The 19,161-nt window shown below is 65.3% G+C and carries 16 protein-coding genes; 1 reads left to right on the top strand and 15 read right to left on the bottom strand.

Annotated features, from left to right (window positions below; genetic code table 11):
- Nucleotides 1-25: 25 nt before the first annotated feature.
- The 15 genes from KA354_10600 to KA354_10530 form a co-directional block, all read right to left on the bottom strand.
- Nucleotides 26-823 (bottom strand): creatininase family protein, encoded by a 798-nt coding sequence (locus KA354_10600; GenBank protein ID MBP7935084.1) that lies wholly within the window; start codon nt 821-823, stop codon nt 26-28.
- A 124-nt stretch (nt 824-947) separates the two neighbouring features.
- A complete protein-coding gene (locus KA354_10595; protein ID MBP7935083.1) occupies nt 948-1,187 on the bottom strand; it encodes an acyl carrier protein in 240 nt (79 codons plus the stop codon).
- Between the two features lie 23 nt (nt 1,188-1,210).
- Entirely contained in the window at nt 1,211-3,370 is a 2,160-nt protein-coding gene (locus KA354_10590; GenBank protein ID MBP7935082.1) for an acetate--CoA ligase family protein, read from the bottom strand.
- Nucleotides 3,371-3,450: 80 nt separating this feature from the next.
- A complete protein-coding gene (locus tag KA354_10585; protein ID MBP7935081.1) occupies nt 3,451-3,816 on the bottom strand; it encodes a response regulator in 366 nt (121 codons plus the stop codon).
- Between the two features lie 106 nt (nt 3,817-3,922).
- Entirely contained in the window at nt 3,923-4,684 is a 762-nt protein-coding gene (locus tag KA354_10580) for a hypothetical protein (protein ID MBP7935080.1), read from the bottom strand.
- A 47-nt stretch (nt 4,685-4,731) separates the two neighbouring features.
- Entirely contained in the window at nt 4,732-6,105 is a 1,374-nt protein-coding gene (locus KA354_10575) for a phenylacetate--CoA ligase family protein (protein MBP7935079.1), read from the bottom strand.
- Nucleotides 6,102-7,373: a glycosyltransferase gene (locus KA354_10570; GenBank protein ID MBP7935078.1), complete on the bottom strand. Its 1,272-nt coding sequence runs from the start codon at nt 7,371-7,373 to the stop codon at nt 6,102-6,104. The genes KA354_10575 and KA354_10570 overlap by 4 nt, the downstream gene beginning before the upstream one ends.
- A 104-nt stretch (nt 7,374-7,477) precedes the next feature.
- Nucleotides 7,478-9,355, bottom strand: coding sequence for an asparagine synthase (glutamine-hydrolyzing) (gene asnB / locus KA354_10565; protein ID MBP7935077.1), 1,878 nt, complete (start codon nt 9,353-9,355; stop codon nt 7,478-7,480).
- A 5-nt stretch (nt 9,356-9,360) separates the two neighbouring features.
- Nucleotides 9,361-10,635, bottom strand: a complete 1,275-nt coding sequence (locus KA354_10560) for a glycosyltransferase (protein MBP7935076.1) — start codon at nt 10,633-10,635, stop codon at nt 9,361-9,363.
- A complete protein-coding gene (locus KA354_10555) occupies nt 10,632-11,651 on the bottom strand; it encodes a class I SAM-dependent methyltransferase (protein ID MBP7935075.1) in 1,020 nt (339 codons plus the stop codon). Before KA354_10555 ends, KA354_10560 begins: the two co-directional genes overlap by 4 nt.
- A gap of 47 nt (nt 11,652-11,698) precedes the next feature.
- Nucleotides 11,699-13,075, bottom strand: a complete 1,377-nt coding sequence (locus tag KA354_10550; GenBank protein MBP7935074.1) for an O-antigen ligase family protein — start codon at nt 13,073-13,075, stop codon at nt 11,699-11,701.
- Nucleotides 13,062-14,201 carry a glycosyltransferase family 9 protein gene (locus KA354_10545; GenBank protein MBP7935073.1) on the bottom strand — a complete coding sequence of 380 codons (1,140 nt, stop codon included), beginning with the start codon at nt 14,199-14,201 and terminating at the stop codon, nt 13,062-13,064. Before KA354_10545 ends, KA354_10550 begins: the two co-directional genes overlap by 14 nt.
- A complete protein-coding gene (locus KA354_10540; GenBank protein MBP7935072.1) occupies nt 14,198-15,436 on the bottom strand; it encodes a glycosyltransferase in 1,239 nt (412 codons plus the stop codon). Before KA354_10540 ends, KA354_10545 begins: the two co-directional genes overlap by 4 nt.
- A gap of 36 nt (nt 15,437-15,472) precedes the next feature.
- A complete protein-coding gene (locus tag KA354_10535; protein ID MBP7935071.1) occupies nt 15,473-16,810 on the bottom strand; it encodes a glycosyltransferase family 4 protein in 1,338 nt (445 codons plus the stop codon).
- The gene (locus tag KA354_10530; protein MBP7935070.1) at nt 16,811-18,340 is read right to left on the bottom strand and encodes a hypothetical protein; all 1,530 of its coding nucleotides are present in this window, start codon (nt 18,338-18,340) and stop codon (nt 16,811-16,813) included.
- A 550-nt stretch (nt 18,341-18,890) separates the two neighbouring features.
- On the opposite strand from KA354_10530, the gene KA354_10525 reads away from it, so the two are divergent.
- Nucleotides 18,891-19,161: hypothetical protein (locus tag KA354_10525; protein MBP7935069.1), on the top strand; the 271-nt coding region annotated here is incomplete at its 3' end.

Here is a 19,161-nt window from a genome sequence, read left to right as displayed (position 1 = left end):
CACCGTCCGGCGAGCGATGCCAGCCTCAAACCCGCAGGCCGTGTGCGTAGTATGCCTTGGGGTTGTCGAGCCGGTCACGAATAGCGGCGATGGCTCGTTGGACGATCAGATCCACCGCTCTCTTGCCGAACTGGGCGTCGGCTTCCTGGATCGGGCGGGTGGTCAGTGTGCCGGTGGGCTTCTCTTTGCCGGGCGGGAGTCGACTCATGTCCACGACTTCCGGGCAAATACCCAGCATCATACTGGTTTCCCAGAAACCGGCGTGGTCGCCGCCGTGGGGGATTTCCTCGGGGATCAGTTCCGGGCCGGTGAAGGTCCAGCCGATCATGCGAGCTCGGATCCCGTTGAACCGCATCTGGTGGAAGATGCCGAGGGCCGCCCGGGCGTGATCGATCAGCGGGTAGTGGCCGGCGACGAGCACCACCACGTTGAAGCCCAGGCTCTGGATCTCGCACAGCATGTGCAGGAGGAGCCGCTGGTAGTTCTCGTACTGTTCCTGCAGGCCATAGCGGAACGCAGCGGCGGTGAATCCGGCCGAGGGGAGCTTCATTTCCGCGTGGATTGCCGTGTAGTCGGGGGCGTGGGCGTCCATGAGCCCTTCGAGTCGGCTCTCGCCCCAGGCCAGCGAAGGCAGGACCAACCCGCCGCCTTCGCGGGCACATCGCGCCGCCAGGCACTCGGCCATCACCGTGTCCGCGCCCAGCGGCATGTGCGGGCCGTGCCACTCGGTCGTGCCCAGGGGGACGTAGGCGACCGGGCACGCCTCACGGGCAGCGACGACCTGCCAGGGAAGCAAACGGTAGTAACGGACTTCCTCAAGCATGGTGCACCTCGCGGCCGCTTCGGTCGTGCCGGTCTGCATTGCCGGGCAGCCGCGACGCCACTTCAGCGCAGGTGCCCGATGCGATCGGCCACGAAGTGTAGCGAAAGCCCCGGCCGAGGTACAGTCACAGATACTTGGCGATGAACGTGGCCGCATCCCCGACCGTCTGGACGGCCAGGGCGGCGTCCTCCTCCATCTCGATGCCGAACTCCTCCTCGAAGGCGGCGACGAGTTCGATGCTCTGGGAGGACTCGGCCCCCAGATCGAAGATGAAGTTCGAGCTCTCGTTGATCGTTCCGGCATCGACTCCCAGGACCCGTGCGGTCACGGCCTTGATGCGATCCAGAATCTCTTTCTGTGACATGCGTTGCTCTCCCAAGGGGTTGACTACGATTGCAGCCTGATGCGTACATCCGCCACGTGGCAGCCTTGGCCGGCCGGGTGGACGATCAGCGGGTTGATGTCCAGCTCGGCAATGCGCGGGAAGTCCTGGGCCAGTTGCGAGAGCCGCTTGAGGGCGTCCTCAATGGCCCCCACATCGCTGGGCTTCTCGCCTCGCAGCCCCCGGAGCACACCCGACGCCCGCAGGCCGTTGACCATGCTTCTGGCCGTGGCCTCACGGATAGGCACCACGCGGAAAGTGACGTCTTTGAAGGCCTCGACGTAGATCCCACCGAGGCCGAACATGATGACGTGCCCGAAGACCGGATCGCGGCTAATGCCGAGAATCACCTCCTTGCCGGCTGGTATCATCTGCCGAACCAGAATGCCCTGGATGTCCTCGGCGGACACGTGCTTGAGCAGGTGCTCCCGCATCCGGATGTAAGCCTCGCGGACCTGCTTGGCATCCTGGAGATCGAGAACGACACCCTTCATCTCGAACTTGTGGACAATCTTGGGGGATACGACCCGGAGCACGACTGGGTAGCCGATCTTCTCGGCCACGGCCACGGCCTCGTCCGCGGTCTGGGTCAGCTTGTAGTCGACCAGCGGGAAGCCATAGGCTTTGAGGACCTTCAGCGCATCCGCCTCGGTCAGATAGCCGTCCGGGGCCTTGGTGATGACGGCATCGGCCGTGGCCATGTCCATCCTGTATTCCTTGAAGCCGGTACGATCTCGATTGAGCCACTGGCGGAAGTGAACAGCCTTGATCATCGCATCGGTCGCCCACTCGGGAAGGATGTAGTGCGGGATGAGGTGCTGCTGGAGGATGTGGATACCCTGGGCGACGTCCTTGGCACCCATGAACGAGCAGGCCAGCGTCTTGCCGCTGGAACGGAATCGATCGTGCACTTCGCAGACCGCCTTGGCGATCGCGGTAATGTTGGTCATGGACTGCGGGGTGAGAATCACCAGCACCTGGTCGACGCCTTCGTCGGTGAAGACGGCTTCCATGGCCGCGACGTAGCGATCGTCGCGGGCGTCGCCGATGACATCGATCGGGTTCTTCATGTTGGCCGCGGCGGGAAGGGCCTTCTTCAGCCTGACGGCGGTTTCGGGCGAGAAGCGGGCCATTTCGAGGCCCTGTTCGATGGCCGCGTCGGTGGCCATGACGCCTGGGCCGCCGGCGTTGGTCACGATGGCCAGGCGCTTACCGCGAGGCAGGGGTTGATAGGCCAGGAGCTGGGCGCTGTTGAAAAGCTCTTCGAGCGAGCTGGAGCGGATGATGCCGGCCTGCTCGAAGACCGCGCTGCAGACCACGTCGGAGGCGGCCAAAGCCCCGGTGTGCGACTGGGCGGCGGCGGCTCCGGCCGCCGTGCGCCCCCCCTTGATGGCCAGAATTGGCTTGGGCTGATCGCCTTCACTGGAGACTCGGCGGGCGACCTCGATGAGTTCCTTACCCCGGCTCATCGATTCGAGGTACATGAGGATCACTGAGGTCTGCGGATCGGCGGCCAGGTACGCCAGCATGTCCACCTCGTCGACATCGGCCTTGTTGCCCAGGCTGACGAATTTCGAGAAGCCGATGCCCTTGCCCTGAGCGTAGTCCAGCACCGCGGTGCACAGGGCCCCGCTCTGAGAGAGAAAGCCGATGTTGCCGGCCGCGGGCATCGCCCGAGCGAAGCTGGCGTTCAGCAGGACGTGGGGCTCGGTGTTGATGACGCCCAGGCAGTTGGGGCCGATGAGTCGCATCCCCGCCTCGGAGGCGATGGCCCGGACTCGCTTCTCACGCTCCAGGCCGGTCGGGCCGATCTCTCGAAAACCGGCGGAGATGATGATCGCCGCCTTGATGCCTTTCTCGATGCACTGTTTCAGAGCTTGTTCGCAGACTGCCCCGGGAAAGACCAGGATGGCCAGGTCGACCGGGTCGGGGATGTCGAGGACGTAGTCGTAAGCTCGAACCCCCGCAATATGTCTCTTGCGCGGCGCGACCGGGTATACCACTCCCTGGAACTTCGCGGACAGGAGGTTCACGAAGATGTCGTGGGGGACTGTGCCCGGCGTGTTGGTGACGCCGAGCACGGCGATGGATTGTGGTTGGAAGATCGCATCCAGGCCGGTGATGGCCGTGGAACGTCCTGGGGTCTGAATGTGCTTCACCGTCATGGCCCTTCTTTCGGTCGAGATGACACCCCGGGCGGCGTGCCCGGGCCAATGCCGGAAGCGTAACCTATGGGGCGGGAAATTCAACAGGCGGCCAGGGCATCATTGACCGCGGAAACGATCGTCTCCAGCCGGAAGGGCTTCTCCACCAGCCTGAAAACCGGCGAGGTGATGCCGGACTTGCTGATCTCGTCCGCGCTGTAGCCGGTGATCATGATCGTGCGCATGCCGGGATGCATGCTCTGAAGCTCCTGAGCGATCTCGGTTCCCCGGCGATCCTCGGCCAGAAGCCAGTCAATGATCAGGACGTCGGGTGCAAAATCTCGGGCGATCTCGCGAGCGGCCGAGCCGGTCGCGGCCGTCTTGACCGTACAACCCTCGATCTCGAGGATCTGGGATAGGTACTTGCGGTACATCTCCTCGTCATCGACGATCAGTACTCTGGTCATGCCCTGCACCACCTTTCCACATGTCGTCAGCGCAGCGCGTCGTGGAACCGAGGTGAACGGGAGTTCCGGCAGCTTATTATGGCGCCCGAATGCCCGGCTGGCAACTTCAGGGGACGGAAACGCCCGGGGCTCGCGGCTCGCGGGCCTGACCTTCGATTGCCAGACGGGCGAAGCTGGCGTGGTGCCCGAAGGAGCCCAGGGCGATCGTCCCCCAGGGGTAGCTGCGGTCCTGGCCCTCCAAGGCCGGTTTCAGGGGGGCAGAGTTAGGGTCGGCGTCCACATAGACCTTGATTGTGCCCGAGTCCACATCGCGAAGAATGTCGACGCGGTGCCAGGCGCGGTCGGTGATCGTCGGCGGACGGGCCGGAGTGGTCGAAAGCAGCGCTTTCCGGGTTGGGCCGTCCACCCGCACCAGAGTGTTACGAAAATCGCCGGAATCTGCCGACAAGTCCAGGTAGTAGTAGTGGCCGGGGTCCTGGCGGCCAAAAAGGACGCAGACGTCGCGGCCTTCGGCGGTGACCTCACGGTCGATTCGCACCCGGCAGGAGAGACTAAACGAGCGAAACTCATACCTGCCGTAGACCGCATATTCCCAGGGGCGGATCGCAGCTACCGGCCGAACTCCTTCCGGCGGAATTGCCATCTGTAGAAAACGGCGTTCCCCTTCGTAGGCGATTCTCCACAGCGATGGTGTGCGGAATCTCCAGGCCGAACTGGGCGCGTCGAACTCGAAGTCGTCCGATAGGGTGACGTCAAACCAGTCGGGTGCGGGGGACTTCCGCGGCGGGTTCGTCTGGCAACCGGGCAGGAAGGCCAGAAAGAGCAAGAGGATCAACGGGCCCGCTGTCGGCGAGAGGAGTCTGTTCATGGCGACCGCGATTGTACCACGGAATGAGGGACAGGAGCGAGCCCGGCTTATTGCACGTGCGAGATGACACAGGCGTGTTTGCCGGAGGCATTGGGCGGGATCCGATCTCGGCGTTGAATGATGATGGTAACGCCTTCGCCCATCCGACGGCGGAGGCCCTGTTCAACGTTCCGCTCCACCAGGGACGTGAACCGATGGTCGGCCACGACCTCGATCTCGAGTCGGTCGATCGATGGCTGGAGCACGCGGAACTGAGCGAGTCCCTCGACCTCGCGAAGCACATAGATCAGAGACAAGGCGTGCATGTGCTTGATTTGCCCGTGTTCGCGGCAGACGATCTGGTCCGTGAGCCGGCCGCGGATTTCCGCCAGAGAGGTGAGGTTCCGCCCGCACCGGCAGGGCAGGGCGGTTTTCGGCGGTCGGCGGGCCAGATCACCGATCGCGTAACGAATCAGCGGCATGGCCAGGGCTTCGAGGTGGGTGAGGGTGATTCTGCCTGCCTCTCCGGCGGCGACCGGCTGCCCATGGTCGTCGAGCAGTTCCACGATCAGGTTCTCGTCGGCGGCGTGCAGATGGCCGGCCCGGCAACTCATCGCGGTGAAGCCGCCGTCCCGGCTGCCGTATTCGACGGCCACGGGGGCGCCGAAGACCGATTCGATGGCTTGCCGATCCTGGTCGAGCAGCACTTCGCCGGTCGCGAAGATGGCTCGAGGTCTGGCGAGCCCTGACGAGATCAGCGGTTGGCCGCTTCTCTGAGCGTGCCGGGCGAGCAGAGCGAGACTGCTTGCGTAGCCGTAGATGCAGACCGGCCGGCGGTCACGAATGGTCGTGAGATAGGCGCTCATCGTCTCGGCCGTCATGTCAAACGCATTGAGGATGGATTGATTGAGCAGGGCATCGCGGCCACGGCGGACCCGGTCATTGGTTTTCAGCTCGGTGGGAGCTCCCCAGAGGAGGATTTCGCGGTCGCCCGGTGCGACTCCCCACCAGGATCGAGCTCGGAGCCGGGCGGCGGCGTCGGCGGCGTTGCGGAAGCGGTCGGCGTGGAATTGGAGTGGTTCTCCGCTCGATCCTCCGGTGTGGTAGAGCAGCGGTCTGCCTGGACAACCTGACCAGGTCATTTCCTCAAGGTGCTCCCGGATTTCCGCTCGGGTCAGCACGGGCAGGCAGCGAAGGTCGTCGGGTCCGAGGTGGGGGTCAGCCGGATTCAGGCCGGCGTCGCGGAACCGTCGGGCGTAGAACGGGCAGTGCTGGGCTGCTGAGCGGAGGATTCGCCGCAGCTTCCGAGCCTGCAGATCGCGGCGCCGCTCGGTTGACCATCCTTCGCTCCGGCACAGATCGTCGAAGCGTCGCATCGTGTCTCGCCCGACCAACCGCTCGGTAAGCGGCCAGAAGAGGTGGCCTGCCAGCCATGGGTTCATGCGGGCACCTCCACGGTGGATGCCCCGCGGCCAGGCGGAGGAGCTGTCTCCACGTCCCGGCCGGCAGCGGCCGTGGATGACGAAGGGCTCGCGAGGATCCGCTTGAATACCGCCAGAACTTCCTCGGCGACGCGATCATGGGTCCGGCGCCTGCCATGGGCCGCGATGACCGCCCGGTTCCACTCCTTGGACAGGGCGTTGACCATCGCCTTCCGGAGCGCGTTCAGATCGCCGCCCGATACCAGAGTTCCCATCTCTTCTGAGCAGATCTGCTCGCGATTGCCGCCAACATCAGTCGCAACGACCGGCGTACCGGCGGCCAGGGCCTCGCTGATCGCGTTGCTCCAGCCTTCGCTCCGCGAGGCAGTAACGAACAGGTCGGCCGCGTTGTACATCAGGTTCAACTGCGTGCCGGACACCGGGCCGGTAAACTGAATGGAGGGGGCGCCACCCTGGGACGCGTTGATGCGGGTGATGGCTCTTTCCAGCCGGGCTCGGAATCGCGGTTCGCCGCGACGGCTGCCCGCCAGGACAAGTCGAACGTCTCCCATGGCCCTCCGCACGCCGGGCAGGACTTCGACGAGCAGATCGAAGCCTTTCACACGCTGCAGATGGCCGACGGCCAGTACGTATCGTACCCTTGCGTCCCATCCCAGCCTTGACTTGGCGTCCGCTTGGTTCATGGGATGAAAGATCGCCTCGTCGATCCCGTTGGGGATGATATTCACCGAGAGATCCGATCCGCCGATCTTGTGTATCCAGGCGGCCAGGCTCGCGCTGACCGCGATGAGCGCGTCAACACCCCGGAGCATGGCCCCGATCTGCATTCGCCGGATCGCCCTGCGTGACAAGGAGACGATTTTGCCTCTGACGGTGACCGCGACAGGGAGTCCCAAGCGTCGGCCGGCGAGCCAGGCACCCACACCGTCGGGATACTCGAAGTGGGCGTCGATCAGATCGAAGTCGTGCCCGCTTCGCTGCCGCTCGACGACGATGGCTCGCTCCAAGGCTCGTGCGTAGGCCAGACCATCGCAGACCCAACTGAGCCCCGGTACGCTGATCATCCGAGGGTATGCCACCGGCAGCGGACCTGCCTGGTCGGGGAACGAGCGGCTGGCTCGCAGGCCGGGGCACCACAGTTGAGGCGCGACAACCCGCACATCGACTCCCGCACATCGGGCCAGGGCCAGCGCTCGTCGCTGGACGAAGATGCCCTGGTCGGGGTCGGCCGGTGTCGGATAGCACATTGTCGTCGTCAAGAAGCGCATGGGAACCATCGATTCGCAGAACTACGAAACAGAGCCGCCAGATGTCTATTCGGTGGTTCAAGGATCTGGAATGGCCCTGCTCAGCTCTCTACTTTCGCCTCCTCTCAAGCGTACGCTCTGGCCCACAGCTCCAGGTTGAGAACGGTCCACAAGGCTCTTCCGTTCGCTCGGATGCCACGATCGTGGTTGCGGAGCAGGCGGTTGACGGCCTTGGCCTCGAGCCACTCGCGAGAGCGGCTGTCAGACCCAGTGAGCAAGTCGTGGGCCATGGCGCGCAACGGGCCTCGGAACCACTTGTCCGTCGGGACGTCGAAACCGTGCTTGGGCCGGTCGGCAACAGCGTTGCCCAGCCAGCGGGAACAGGTGTCGCGGAGAATCACCTTCCCGCGACCGCCAGCCAGCTTCAGGCTGATCGGCAGTCTCGCCGCCAGTTCCACCAGCCGGTAGTCGAGCAGCGGAGCGCGGACCTCGAGTCCGACGGCCATGCTCGTCCGGTCAACCTTGGTCAGAATCTCGTCTGCCATGAAGGTCTTCAGATCGACGTAGAGGAAACGGTTGAGCAGCCGTTTCGCCGGACACCGGTGAAACAGCTCTCGTCCCCGAAGAAAGGGATCGTGGTCGTTTGCCAGACTGCGGACTTCCGGCCGGAGCACCAGCTCCGGCAGGATGCCGCCCATCAGGGCCACGCTTCGCAAGTGGGCGGTGGCGTCATCGCCCGCGAGGTTCTGCAAGGTCCGTCTGGCCCGCAAGGGGCGGGGCAGCCAGTCGGCCTGGGGATACAGCCATCCCGCATATCTCGCGGCTGAACGTCGTAGCCACGCCGGAGTCCGAGCCCGCAAAGCGGACTCGGCCATGTCGAAGCGATAACGCCGGTAGCCGGCCAGCAGTTCGTCCCCGCCGTCCCCGGCCAGGGCAACTTTGACTCGTTCCCGGGCGATCCTCGAGAGGTAGAGCGTCGCTACCGCCGAAGGGTCGGCGAACGGTTCGTCAAAATGGCGGACCAGCGTCTCGGCGGCCCACACCCCGTCGGGTCGCACCATGACCTCGCGGTGATCGGTGCCCAACGCTTGCGCCACCTGGCAGGCGCATGCCCGCTCGTCATGGTCGCCTTCGTCGAATCCGACCGTGTGCGTCAGGACCGTGCCGCCGGCTTGGCGGCACATGGCCGCAGTCACCGATGCCGAGTCGACGCCCCCGCTCAGGAATGCACCGACCGACACATCGGCGACGAGGCGCATTCGGACCGCGTCCTCCAGCAGATCCGCGAACTGATCGGTCCACCGCCGGCTCTCTTCGGCCGTGGCTGGCTCCGGAGGTTCCTCGCCGAAGGGGATATCCCACCAACGGCGCAAGGCGACGCCCGAGGTGCGGCACACCGCCATGTGCCCCGGCTCCAACTTGCGAATGCCCTTGAAGACCGTTCGAGGCGCCGGCACATGACCGAGCGCCAGGAAATCGATCATCGCGGCGGGGTCAATGTCTCGCGGCACGTCGCCGTCAGCCAGCACCGCCTTGAGTTCCGATCCGAATGCGACTCGCTCGCCGTCGGTATACCAGTAGAGCGGCTTGATGCCCAGACGGTCGCGAGCCAGGACCAGTTTCCGTTGGCGGATGTCCCACAGGGCAATCGCGAACATTCCATGGAGGTGCTCGACGAAGGACTCGCCGAAATCCTCGTAGAGGTGCACGAGAACCTCGGTGTCGCTGCGGGTCTTGAACTCGTGTCCGCGAGACTGGAGCATGCCGGAAAGCGGCCGGTAGTTGTAGATCTCGCCGTTGAACACCACCCAGACAGTGCCGTCCTCGTTGGGCAGCGGCTGGCGGCCGTTTTCCAGATCGATGATGCTCAGACGCGAATGGCCCAGGCTGACGAAGCCGTCGCAGAAGAGTCCGCGGTCGTCGGGGCCGCGGTGACGCAGGGTGCCGGCCATCCGCGCCCCGATATCGTGCCGTTCGGGTGGCAGCCCGTCGAAGTGTACCATGCCTGCTATCCCGCACACGACGGCGCCTCCTCCCCTCGAATTGCGATCAGGCTTCGTCCGGCGGCCAGGTCGGTGTAGAGCGATTCGTAGCGATTCAGCCAGACGCGCAGACCGTGATGGTCGACGGCCGCCCGGCGCGCCGCCCGTCCGTACTGCTTGCATGTGCGGGTGTCACTCAGAGCCTCAATGATGGCGGTCGCCAAGTCGCCGGGGCTGTCCGGGGGAACGAGCCAGCCGGTCTCGCCGGGAATGATCTGCTCGCCCAGGCCGCCGACGTTGAAGGCCACCATCGGCAGGCCGGTGGCCATACCCTCAAGCACGGCGTTCGAGCTGGCCTCGTAGCAGCTGGGCACGACCAGGAGATCACCCGCCCTCAGCAGTTCGTGCACATCATGTCGTGTGCCGAGAAAGGAGACACTGGCCGTGCAGCCCAGGCGACACGCAAGCCCCGTCAGTTCGGAACGCAGCGGCCCTTCACCGATCAGAACAAGATGAGCCGCCGGATGTGTCGCGATAATCGTCGGCCAGATGGACATGAGAGCGTCGATCCGCTTGATCTTGACGAGGTTCGCCAGGCATATGACGACCGGGCCTTGTTCGGAGAGCCCCAGCCGGTCCCGGATCGCGGCCCGCTCCGCCGCGTCCTTGAACGGCCGGAACAGATCGGTGTCCACACCGTTGGAGATCGTGTGAATCTTGCCCGCGGGGACTCCCCAGCTGTGGTGCAGCATTCGGGCGGAATCTCTCGACACGGTCAGGAGGGCGTGGGCCCGGCGCGTCGCCCAGGCATGGCTGAATCGCCTTCGCCAGGAGAGTGGTGCGAGGTCAGTGAAACCGTGGAAGCTGAGGATCAGTTTCGGTCCTCGTCCTCGCGGCAGTGCCGCCGCGGCGTCAAACCACGTTCCCGTCGCTCGGGCATGGACCACGTCGGCACCGAAGAGGTCGATGATCTTGGCCAGTCTTGCCCAGAGACCGCGGCGGCCGGTCTCGTCTCCGAGGTTTTGACTGCCCAGGACCCAGGTGCTGGCCAGGCCGCGGCATTGGTCGAGCATCCTCTCCTCCCCATCACGAAGGACGCAGACGCCGTGCAGCCCCCACGTCTCGAGGCCTTTGCGGTGCGACTGCCTGCTCAGTCCGCCCAGCAAACGGAGCAAGGACCATTCCATCCCCCCGCCGGTCAGGTCCGCCACCACGTGGAGAACCCGTGCCGGCCGCGCTTCGGTCGGAACACGGGGGTGGCGATGGGGCTGGGCGCCGAACGTGGCGGGCTGGGCCTTCATGCACCGTGGCCTCCGTCCGGAGAGGGTTTCCGCAACAGCCAGCTGAACAGGGAACCGTGCTCGGGAGCGATCATTCGCAGGGTGGAGTCCACCAGCTGGCGAACCCGCGGCCAACGGCGTCCCGTTTCGCCGAGGTAGTCGGAGGACTCGAACAGGTAGGCGAAGTAGTCGGGCAGAGAGTGACGAATCAGCCCCAGCGGCTGGAATCCGCCACCTTCGTCACCGCCGCGGGCGTGACAATCCACGAGGTCGAGCAGGCCGGCGGGCGACACGGGACCGACAATCAATCCCTCGTTCAGCAGCCGTTCATTCATGAGTTCGGCGAGGACGTCCCCTTCCGGCGGCTCACCGGGACGCAGGCGGGTTCGGTGGGAAACGCCCTTCCCTTGCAGTCCCCAGCGGTCGGTCAGCTGAATCAGTCGCCGGCGGTTCTGCCCGGGGCTCAGGTACCAGCTCACGCGGCTCAAGCCCGTGGAGAAGCCGCGCAGCGGCCGCGAACTGAAGAAAGCTTGATTGGGCTCGAAACCGAGGGCAAAGAAGCCCCCGGGGCGCAGGATGCGGTCCACCTCGCCCAGCACGATCCGGGGAGAAGGCACGTGATGCAGCGAGGCGTTGATGGCGACGAGGTCGGCGCAGTTGTCGGCCAGCGGCAGTCGTTGGGCGTCAGTAGCGACGCGGGTCAACCGGGGACGATCCACCCGTGCCGCGGAATGCTGGCTCCATTTGCGGGCCGTGGTGTTCAAGGGCGCTTCGCTGACGTCCATTGCCATGATGCGGTCGCGGCCGCTCATCTTCCGCCCCAGCGTCTCGGTGACGAAACCTGTTCCGCAGCAGAGGTCGATCACAAGGCGAGCCTCGAGCGGCGCGGTCCCCGTCGGGGCGCGCGGCAAACGGTTTCTCAGGGCGACGTCGCCGACCAGCTCCCAGAAAGGTCGCTCAACGGCGAATCGCTGTTCATGCTCGGTGTCGAACGAGTCCCGGGTCAGCTCGTGGTAGAGCTGGTTGACTCGCCGCACCAGGTGCGGGTCCCTTTGATATTGAGCGGGATGTGGCATTGGGGACCTCATCGTGCCGGCGCTGGTACATGGGGAGGCATGAGCCACCCCGGCGCCGGGTTCATCTCCATGTTCAATCTCGCCTGGAGGACAAAAGCCTCCTCGCGCTCCACCCTGATTTCGTTCTCCACTGCACGCTGCAGGCAGACAGGGAGGGCCACGAACCACCAGAAACCTTCGACGTAGAATCGACTGACGAAGAACCCGGATACGACGTAGACGATCAAGGCCAGCCGATTGGCGAAGATCAGCATCTCGAACAGATCGCCATTCACTACCGTCCGGGGTACCCGCTGTGCCAGCCGGGAGAGAGTGATCCATGACGCGGTCAGAACGGCCGTGTAGGCCAGGAGTCCCGGCACCCCGATTTCGGTGGCACAGATGACGAAGCTGTTATGGGCGTCGCGGTAGGCAAAACTCGGGTCGTCGATGTATCGCCCGATCATGTCGCGGAATCGGCCCACACCCACGCCCCACGGATACTCGCGGACCATCTTCAGAGCACCTTGCCAGATGATCAGACGCGAGGCCGCCGACGCGTCGCGTTCCTCGGCGGAACTGAAGATCGTGACCATGCGCTCCCAGAACCAGTTGTCGCTCAAGATGATGCCGCCGGCCGTACCCAGGAGGAGGACGACCACCACCCATCGGCGGTGCCGTCGGGGGATGTACCAGAGGGCCATGAGGCCGCCAACGATGGCCGCCAGAAACGCCGACCGGGCCCGGCACAGAAGAATCGCGTTCATGCTGTAGCAGGCCGCCAGGAAGGCGAGCCCCTTCAGCCAGAGCTTCCGTGCTTTGAAAACGACCGCGACGAACGGCAGCAGGGCGAACAAGTGAATCGCCAGCCCGGCCGATTCCTGGAAGTCCGGCCCGCCGATACCGTCCAGTCGGCTGCCGGTAAAGGCTCCCGGCGGGGCGGTCTTGGCCTCGTGGCCGAGGTAAAGCGAGACCGCGGTCAGCAGCACCGCGAACTGCCAGAGCTGGTTCCGGGAAACAAGCACGTGGGACATGAGGAAGGTGAACAAGAACACCTTGCTCATCTTGTCCATGTGCTCTTCCGTGCGGGCGTTCCATTCCGGCAGGATCGCCGCGGACAGGAACATGCACCCGAAGAGGGCGAGCAACAGCCATTCCACCGGATGGAAGAAGCGCTGGCCAAACCGTAGCCGGTTCAGGTTCAGCGCGGTCCCGATCAGCAGGCACAAGCCGCAGACAAACGAATAACGAATCCCAAGCGGGCGCAGCGGCTTGCCCCACCAGGCACTCTCCGGATAGAGGTGATACAGGGCCACGTAGAACAGCACGCCCAGCACAGGAACCACGAACGCGGCCGTGCTGCTGCCGATGAAGCTCAACAGAAACGCGATGCTACGAAGCGGCATGGACGGCGCCTCCTTCCGTCACCTTCGTCGTTCGCACGACGGGATCAAGCTGGCGGACTTGTTCCACGACGGCTGCGACCACGCACCCTACCGCAATTCGTTCCATGCAGTTGGTCACCGGACAACCCCTGTCGAACCGGCTCTTGTAGCACGCCAGGCAGCCCAGCGCCGGCTCGAGGATCCGACCGCGACCGTAAAGATGGAATTCGTGCCGGTTGAACACGTTGTTGAAAAGCACGATTCGCTTGCCCAGGCCGATGGCCATGTGCAGGGCCATGGTGACCGCCGTGACCACGACATCGCAGGTCTCGACCAGGCCGAGGAACTGACGAAGCGGTCGTGTCCCGGCGTAAGCGGCCCCGGTGGCTCCGGCCAAACGCAGGTTCTTATGGTGTTCGTCCGGGCCGCCCAGGAACAGCGGTCGCAGCCCCAGCCGCTTCAGTTCGCCAGTCAGCAGGGCGAAGTTCTCTTCCGGCCAGATCCGCGTGGGCCAGGCCGCTCCAGCTCCGGTGTTCAAGCCGATGACCGGCCCTTCCCCAGGAATCTCGATGGCTTCGCCTGCCTCGGGATCAGGCAGGACATAGGTCTCCCCATCGTAGCCCCAGCCGCACAGCTCGAAGATTTCCTGGACATAATGGCGGGTGTTCGCTTTCATGAAGTCATCGAACAGCCCGGTGTGCCATTTGTGGGCGGCGTCCCGGTCGGCCGCGACGATTCGGCCGCGGTCGTCCAGGCTGAATCCCTTGACTCGATCTGCCGCGAGTTGCCGGGTCATGGCACAGGTGAACGGGTCCTTGTCCAGACTCAGCACCAGGCTCCACCGTTGGGCGCGAATCCACTCCGCGTTCTGCCACGTGGGCCGAATGACCCTGTCAACCCAGCCGTCGGGAATCAGATCGGGGAACTCGGTCATCCAGACCAGCCGGGCGCTCGGGTGGTTGCGTCGGAGATAACGGAGAATCGGCGTGCAGCGAATCACCTCGCCGGCAGCGCCCAGCTTGAGGATCAGAATGCTCTCACTTGTCGAGTCGTAACTGGCGCAGTTCTCACAATGGGCCCCGGACCGCTTGTGCGGCGCGCACGGCTTGTAGCCATCGAAATGCCGGCAATCGGTGTGGACGATCATGCTGACGGACACTCCGCTGCCTGGGGGTACGCCCGGTCTAGTCTGCCGCCGAACCGCCGGTCGGCCACAGGATGGGCCAAGTCATCGCAAAGCTGCTCGAGTTGGCGGGCGGCCTGGTCCCAGGAACAGTGTTCGATGGCCGTCGCCCGCGCGGATCGACCGATCTTCAAACGCAGAGCGGGCATGTCCAGCAGCTCGATTAGTCCGTCGGCTAGGTCGCGCGGTGAATCGGCCAGCCAGACGTTCTCGCCATGGGTACCCGGCAGGTTGCCCAGCGCCCGCCGCGTGCACAGCACCGGCTTGCCCATCGCCCAGGCTTCCATGATCTTGTTCTTGATGCCCGTACCGGTCAGCATGGGAACGATCGCCACCGCCGCCCGGGCGATCTCCGGCCGCAAATCCTCGACGAATCCACGGAACTCGACCCCCGGCATCTGTCGAATCCTGGTCAGGTGCGGCGAGTCGCCCCAGCCGATGATCGACCAGCGGGCCTGTGGACGGTGCCGGCGGACGATCGGCCAGACCCGGTCGGCGAAGAACAGAATGGCGTTGATGTTCGGATCGAAAGTCAGTCCGCCCCAGAAGGCGATCAGGTTCTCGTCCACCGGCGCATCGCGCGGAGCATATCGCTCGCAGTCGACTCCATGTGGAATACACACGATTCGTGGATGCCCCGTGTACCAGCGACAGAACCGGCGATCGCCCTCCGAGAGCATGGTGACGGCGGTGATTCCGGCAAGGTGTGCCCGCTGATAGAACAGCGTACTCAGCAGGCCCTTGAGATTCGTCCACCGGCCGGTCGTGCGACCATGGAGACACTCACGGAGAAGGTGTAACACTTCGTCGTCCTGCAGGTCCGCGATCGTCGGGACCCCGCGGATGCGCGACAGGCAGGAGAGTGCCTGGTAGCTCATGCCGATGACCACCTCCGCCCGCCACTCGCGGGCCAGGCGGCTCACGTCACGGACATACGACGCCTCAATGCCGAAGAACCGCTCCGATCGACTGAGGCGGATACCCTCTTCCGCCAAGCCGGGATCGTCGTCAAACAACCGGTGAGCACGGGCCGCTCGGCATGCGAAAGGCAGGGGGGGAACGTCACCCTCGCCGGGGTGTTCGGCCACCACGAGCACGTCGTGGCGGCGAGCCAGCCTTCGGCACAGCTCGTAGGTATGGAGTCTTCCGCCGTGACACAGCGGCCACGGTGGCTCATTGCGGAGCACCATGATTCTCACGGCTGTTTTATCGGAGTTTGCGGGGGACGACTCAAGCTATCGGACGGGAGTCTGACACCTCGGCCGAAGGACCGTGGTTCCGATAATCGACCCGTTGACGGGTCCATCCTCCGAGGTCATGGCCTCGAAGAGAGACTCTCCCATTCCCGGCCAGCGAAGCGAGGATCGCTCCCGGGCGGGGCCACGCAGGGCACGCAGCGTACGCTCCAGCGTCAGGTCGATGCTGAACTGCCGGCGGACACTGTCCCGCCCGGCACGGCCCATGGTCGCGCAGCCGACCGGGTCCTCCGCCAGGTCCGCAATCGCGTCCGCCAGCTCGGCCGGCTCGAACGTCCTCAGCAGCCGCCCGGTCCGGCGGTCCTCGATCTGCCGCGTCGCTCCGGCCGTCGGCGTGCCAATCACCGGCCGCTCGCAGGCCATCGCTTCCGCCAGCGATAGTCCAAAAGACTCCGTCACGCTGCACAGGGCGAAGCCATCCAGGGCGCTGTGAAAGGCGGGCATGTCGGCCACGAATCCGGCGAATGTGACGCGGTCGCTGATGCCACGCCGCTCGGCGAGCTGAACCATGCTCCCTCGATCCTCGCCGTCGCCCGCGACCACCAGCCGGATGGCAATGCCCCGGCGGGAGAGGAGGGCCGTGGCTTCGATCAGCGGTTCCACCCCTTTGCCGGTGACCAGCCTGACGGCCGTGCCCAGCAGGAAAGGGGCGGGGCCCCCGCCAGAGCCGATCTGCCACGCTCGTCGAAGCCGCTCGCGACCTTCGGCCCGGAACGTGAACCGCTCGAGATCGACGCCGTGGGGAACGATCCGGATCTTGGTGTGATCGATTCCCTGCTGCCGCACGACTCGACTACCATCCTCGGCATTCAATACGACCACCGAGGACGCGGCCATCCCCGCGAGTCGATGTCGAACGGCCTGAGGGACACGCCACCAGTGAAAGCCATCCATCGTGCCCCGGAACCTGCTGGGAGGCAGCCGTCGGTAATCACGCCCGTCGACCATCTGGTGCACCCACACGGCGGGAGCGGCGGCCAGACGCGCCAGGCAGGGCAGGATCCAGAACCGCGGGCGTCCGCAGGCGTTGATGATCAGTCCATCCGGTCGCTGTCGGGGGAGCATCGCCCGGAATTCGGAGACCACACCGCCCCAGCCGCGCGTGCGCGGAATGGGCACGCAGGTGACCGCGACGCCCGCCTCCTTCGCTGAATCGAATGCGGCGAGATCACTGCCGGGAATGGGTGTCCAGTAGATGTGCGGTTCGATGCCTCGGCGCTGGGCTGCGTTGGCCATCGCCACGACGTACCGCTCGGCGCCGCCGAAGCCGGGCGCGTCGGTCACGAAGGTTAGCCGCTGGATGGTCCGTCTCGCCATTCACTCGTCTTTCTGGATACCGGCTGAGCGGGTAACGCGGGCCAGGACCTCGGCGAATCGCCCGGCGACCACTCTGCGGTCATAGGTGTCCAGGACCGGCCAGTTTCGCTGGTTCTCGAGTTGCCCGCGGAGGTACGCGCTAATGATGCGCTCCAGTGCGGCCCCCACTTGCTGCGGCTGCTCGAACGGAACCGTGGTGGCGCCGCCCGCGCATCGCGCGATGGCTTCCGTCTCACTGCCCGAAGGCACCAGTCCGAGCAGGTGGGTCGGCAGCGCCAGCAGTTCGAACAGTTTGGCCGGGATGCAGTGCCGGCTGTGGTAGCAGTCCGGGGCCACGAACAGGCAACAGGCCGCCTTCGCCGTCCGTCGGATCGCCGAGGCGTGATCCAGATACCCCTCAATCTCCAGCCAGTCCGGCCGATGCCGATCCCATAGCAGCCGCTGCTGCTTGTCCAGCGTGCCGGCTACGACCAGACGCACTCGCCCGCGCCACTCGGGACGCCTCTCCAGTACCTGGGCCAGTGGAGTCACGAACCCGCTCAGCTCTCGCCGTCCGTAGAACGCTCCCACCGCCGCCAGGACGCACGCATCCGGGTACGCGTCCGTGGAGGCGTGGGCCGGGTCTTGCGTGCCTGAGACAACAGCGCTTTCCTGCTCCGCTCCGTCAACACCGAGGGCGCAGGCCAGATCCTCGCGGTCAAAACCATTGGTGATCGCCAGCGTATTGTCCGGCCGCCGAACCGGGTGGCGCTCCAGGAAGTCGTTGGCCAGAGCCTTGGTGGTCGTCACCACAACCGCCGCTTCATGCATGACCGTCTGTTCGAGTCGGCGCATCGTGTCGAGCTGGGCATCGTCCGGGCGGCCGCGATCGAAATCGCTTACCAGCGGGTCGCGGACGTCGGCCACCCAGGGCAGACCTGTGGCCTGGGCCACCCTCAGGGCGGCAAGGTGCACGAAGGTCGGCGGCCCCGTCGAGATGATTGCGTCGAACCCGCGTTCCCGGTGCCGCTGAATGGCCGCCCGGCTCGCTGGCCCGACCCACCAGGATTCGCCGCTGCCCCGTCCCATCCGCTCGGCCATGCCGAGAAGTCGCCAGTACAATCGGTCCTCGACCCAGCGGCATCGCCGATCGTCGAGCCCCGGCAGATTCCTGAGGGGCGAGACCATCCTGGCCGCCAGGCACGCGGGCTCGTGGCCCACGACCCGGTGAACGCGGCAGTGACGCGGTATGTCCGTGCTCAGGGTGGGATCGTGCCATGGAAACCGATCATGCCCGGCAGCCAACACTTCGACCTGCCAGCCGAACTCGCCCAGGTACTTGCAGAGCTTCGCGGGTCGCTGAACACCGCTCCCGCCGGTAGGGGGGAATGTGTACGAGAAAAGGAGCGCCCGGCCGCCACCACCGCCGCCTGATGTGGTAACGGCCGGGGCATGTCTGATCCAACGCCGCCACATCTCGTTGCCAGGCGGGCGGCTGGCCTTCGTGGCTCGGGCGTGTTCCGTGTTACGGGTCTCCCGCCCGTGGTTCACGGCTACAGCTGGCGTCGGTTCACCGTTCCCTTTCGCCTGGGCGGCCCGGGCCTCCGGCTCGGACCTGACTTGCGCGTCAGACGCAGGCGCAATTTCGGTTTGCGCCCCGCGAAGCCCATGGATTATCGGTATCGGTGTCCGCGAACTCATGTTCAAAATCCGCTATTCCGTGCCGGTCTGCATGTCCTGTGCATCCGATAATCCAAACTCCTGGAGAGTAATATCGGTCGTTGCCGGCCGGAGTTGAGTTATCCCTGGGTAGGCGTGATCTTCGATCGTCGCAGCTTCTCCGGCTTGAGGCGTCCGGAACCCGCTTGGGTGCGGCAAATTGAAGGCGGTAGGGCAGGAGCGGTCGGCAGCCAACCACCCGCGGACTCCCTTGACGAGGGCGGTAGCCTCGGCGATCACGCCCGATCTCACCTTTCAGGCCTTCGGTCCGGCTGACTTCCGCCTGGCCACGGTGTTTGTTACAACTGAACGTCGCTGCCCGGGCGAACTGGGTGAGCAGGGGTCCGGGTATGGGCCTCCTATTCACGGCTGGAGTCTCTAAATGAACCGCGGTCGCGTCTTTCAGGACCCGTCGTGGGGGTGCCTTCTGTGCACGGCTTGGCTGGCTGCGGCCACCGGATGCGGCCCCACCATGCTTCTGAAGAACCCGGACAACTGGCCGCCGACCTGGTGTGACCGGACTCTGCATAACACTCCAGCGGCCTACATCTATGCGACCAGCGGCGCCGCGGCCGGCGAGGCGGACACGGTGATCCGCGATGTGGCCGCGACCTATACACGCGAGGCAGGCGGACCGCCGGCCAAGGGTCTGG

It is taken from the genome of Phycisphaerae bacterium (assembly GCA_018003015.1).
GTDB lineage: Bacteria > Planctomycetota > Phycisphaerae > UBA1845 > PWPN01 > JAGNEZ01.
The sequence above is the reverse complement of the archived record's forward strand: the minus strand, read 5'-3'. Positions and strand labels throughout refer to the sequence as shown.

What these genes read in the sequence shown, in the direction of transcription:
- KA354_10600 (MBP7935084.1), bottom strand. Translation starts at nt 823, where the DNA reads ATGCTTGAGGAAGTCCGTTACTACCGTTTGCTTCCCTGGCAGGTCGTC.
- KA354_10595 (MBP7935083.1), bottom strand. Translation starts at nt 1,187, where the DNA reads ATGTCACAGAAAGAGATTCTGGATCGCATCAAGGCCGTGACCGCACGG.
- KA354_10590 (MBP7935082.1), bottom strand. Translation starts at nt 3,370, where the DNA reads ATGACGGTGAAGCACATTCAGACCCCAGGACGTTCCACGGCCATCACC.
- KA354_10585 (MBP7935081.1), bottom strand. Translation starts at nt 3,816, where the DNA reads ATGACCAGAGTACTGATCGTCGATGACGAGGAGATGTACCGCAAGTAC.
- KA354_10580 (MBP7935080.1), bottom strand. Translation starts at nt 4,684, where the DNA reads ATGAACAGACTCCTCTCGCCGACAGCGGGCCCGTTGATCCTCTTGCTC.
- KA354_10575 (MBP7935079.1), bottom strand. Translation starts at nt 6,105, where the DNA reads ATGAACCCATGGCTGGCAGGCCACCTCTTCTGGCCGCTTACCGAGCGG.
- KA354_10570 (MBP7935078.1), bottom strand. Translation starts at nt 7,373, where the DNA reads ATGCGCTTCTTGACGACGACAATGTGCTATCCGACACCGGCCGACCCC.
- asnB (MBP7935077.1), bottom strand. Translation starts at nt 9,355, where the DNA reads ATGGTACACTTCGACGGGCTGCCACCCGAACGGCACGATATCGGGGCG.
- KA354_10560 (MBP7935076.1), bottom strand. Translation starts at nt 10,635, where the DNA reads ATGAAGGCCCAGCCCGCCACGTTCGGCGCCCAGCCCCATCGCCACCCC.
- KA354_10550 (MBP7935074.1), bottom strand. Translation starts at nt 13,075, where the DNA reads ATGCCGCTTCGTAGCATCGCGTTTCTGTTGAGCTTCATCGGCAGCAGC.
- KA354_10545 (MBP7935073.1), bottom strand. Translation starts at nt 14,201, where the DNA reads ATGATCGTCCACACCGATTGCCGGCATTTCGATGGCTACAAGCCGTGC.
- KA354_10535 (MBP7935071.1), bottom strand. Translation starts at nt 16,810, where the DNA reads ATGGCGAGACGGACCATCCAGCGGCTAACCTTCGTGACCGACGCGCCC.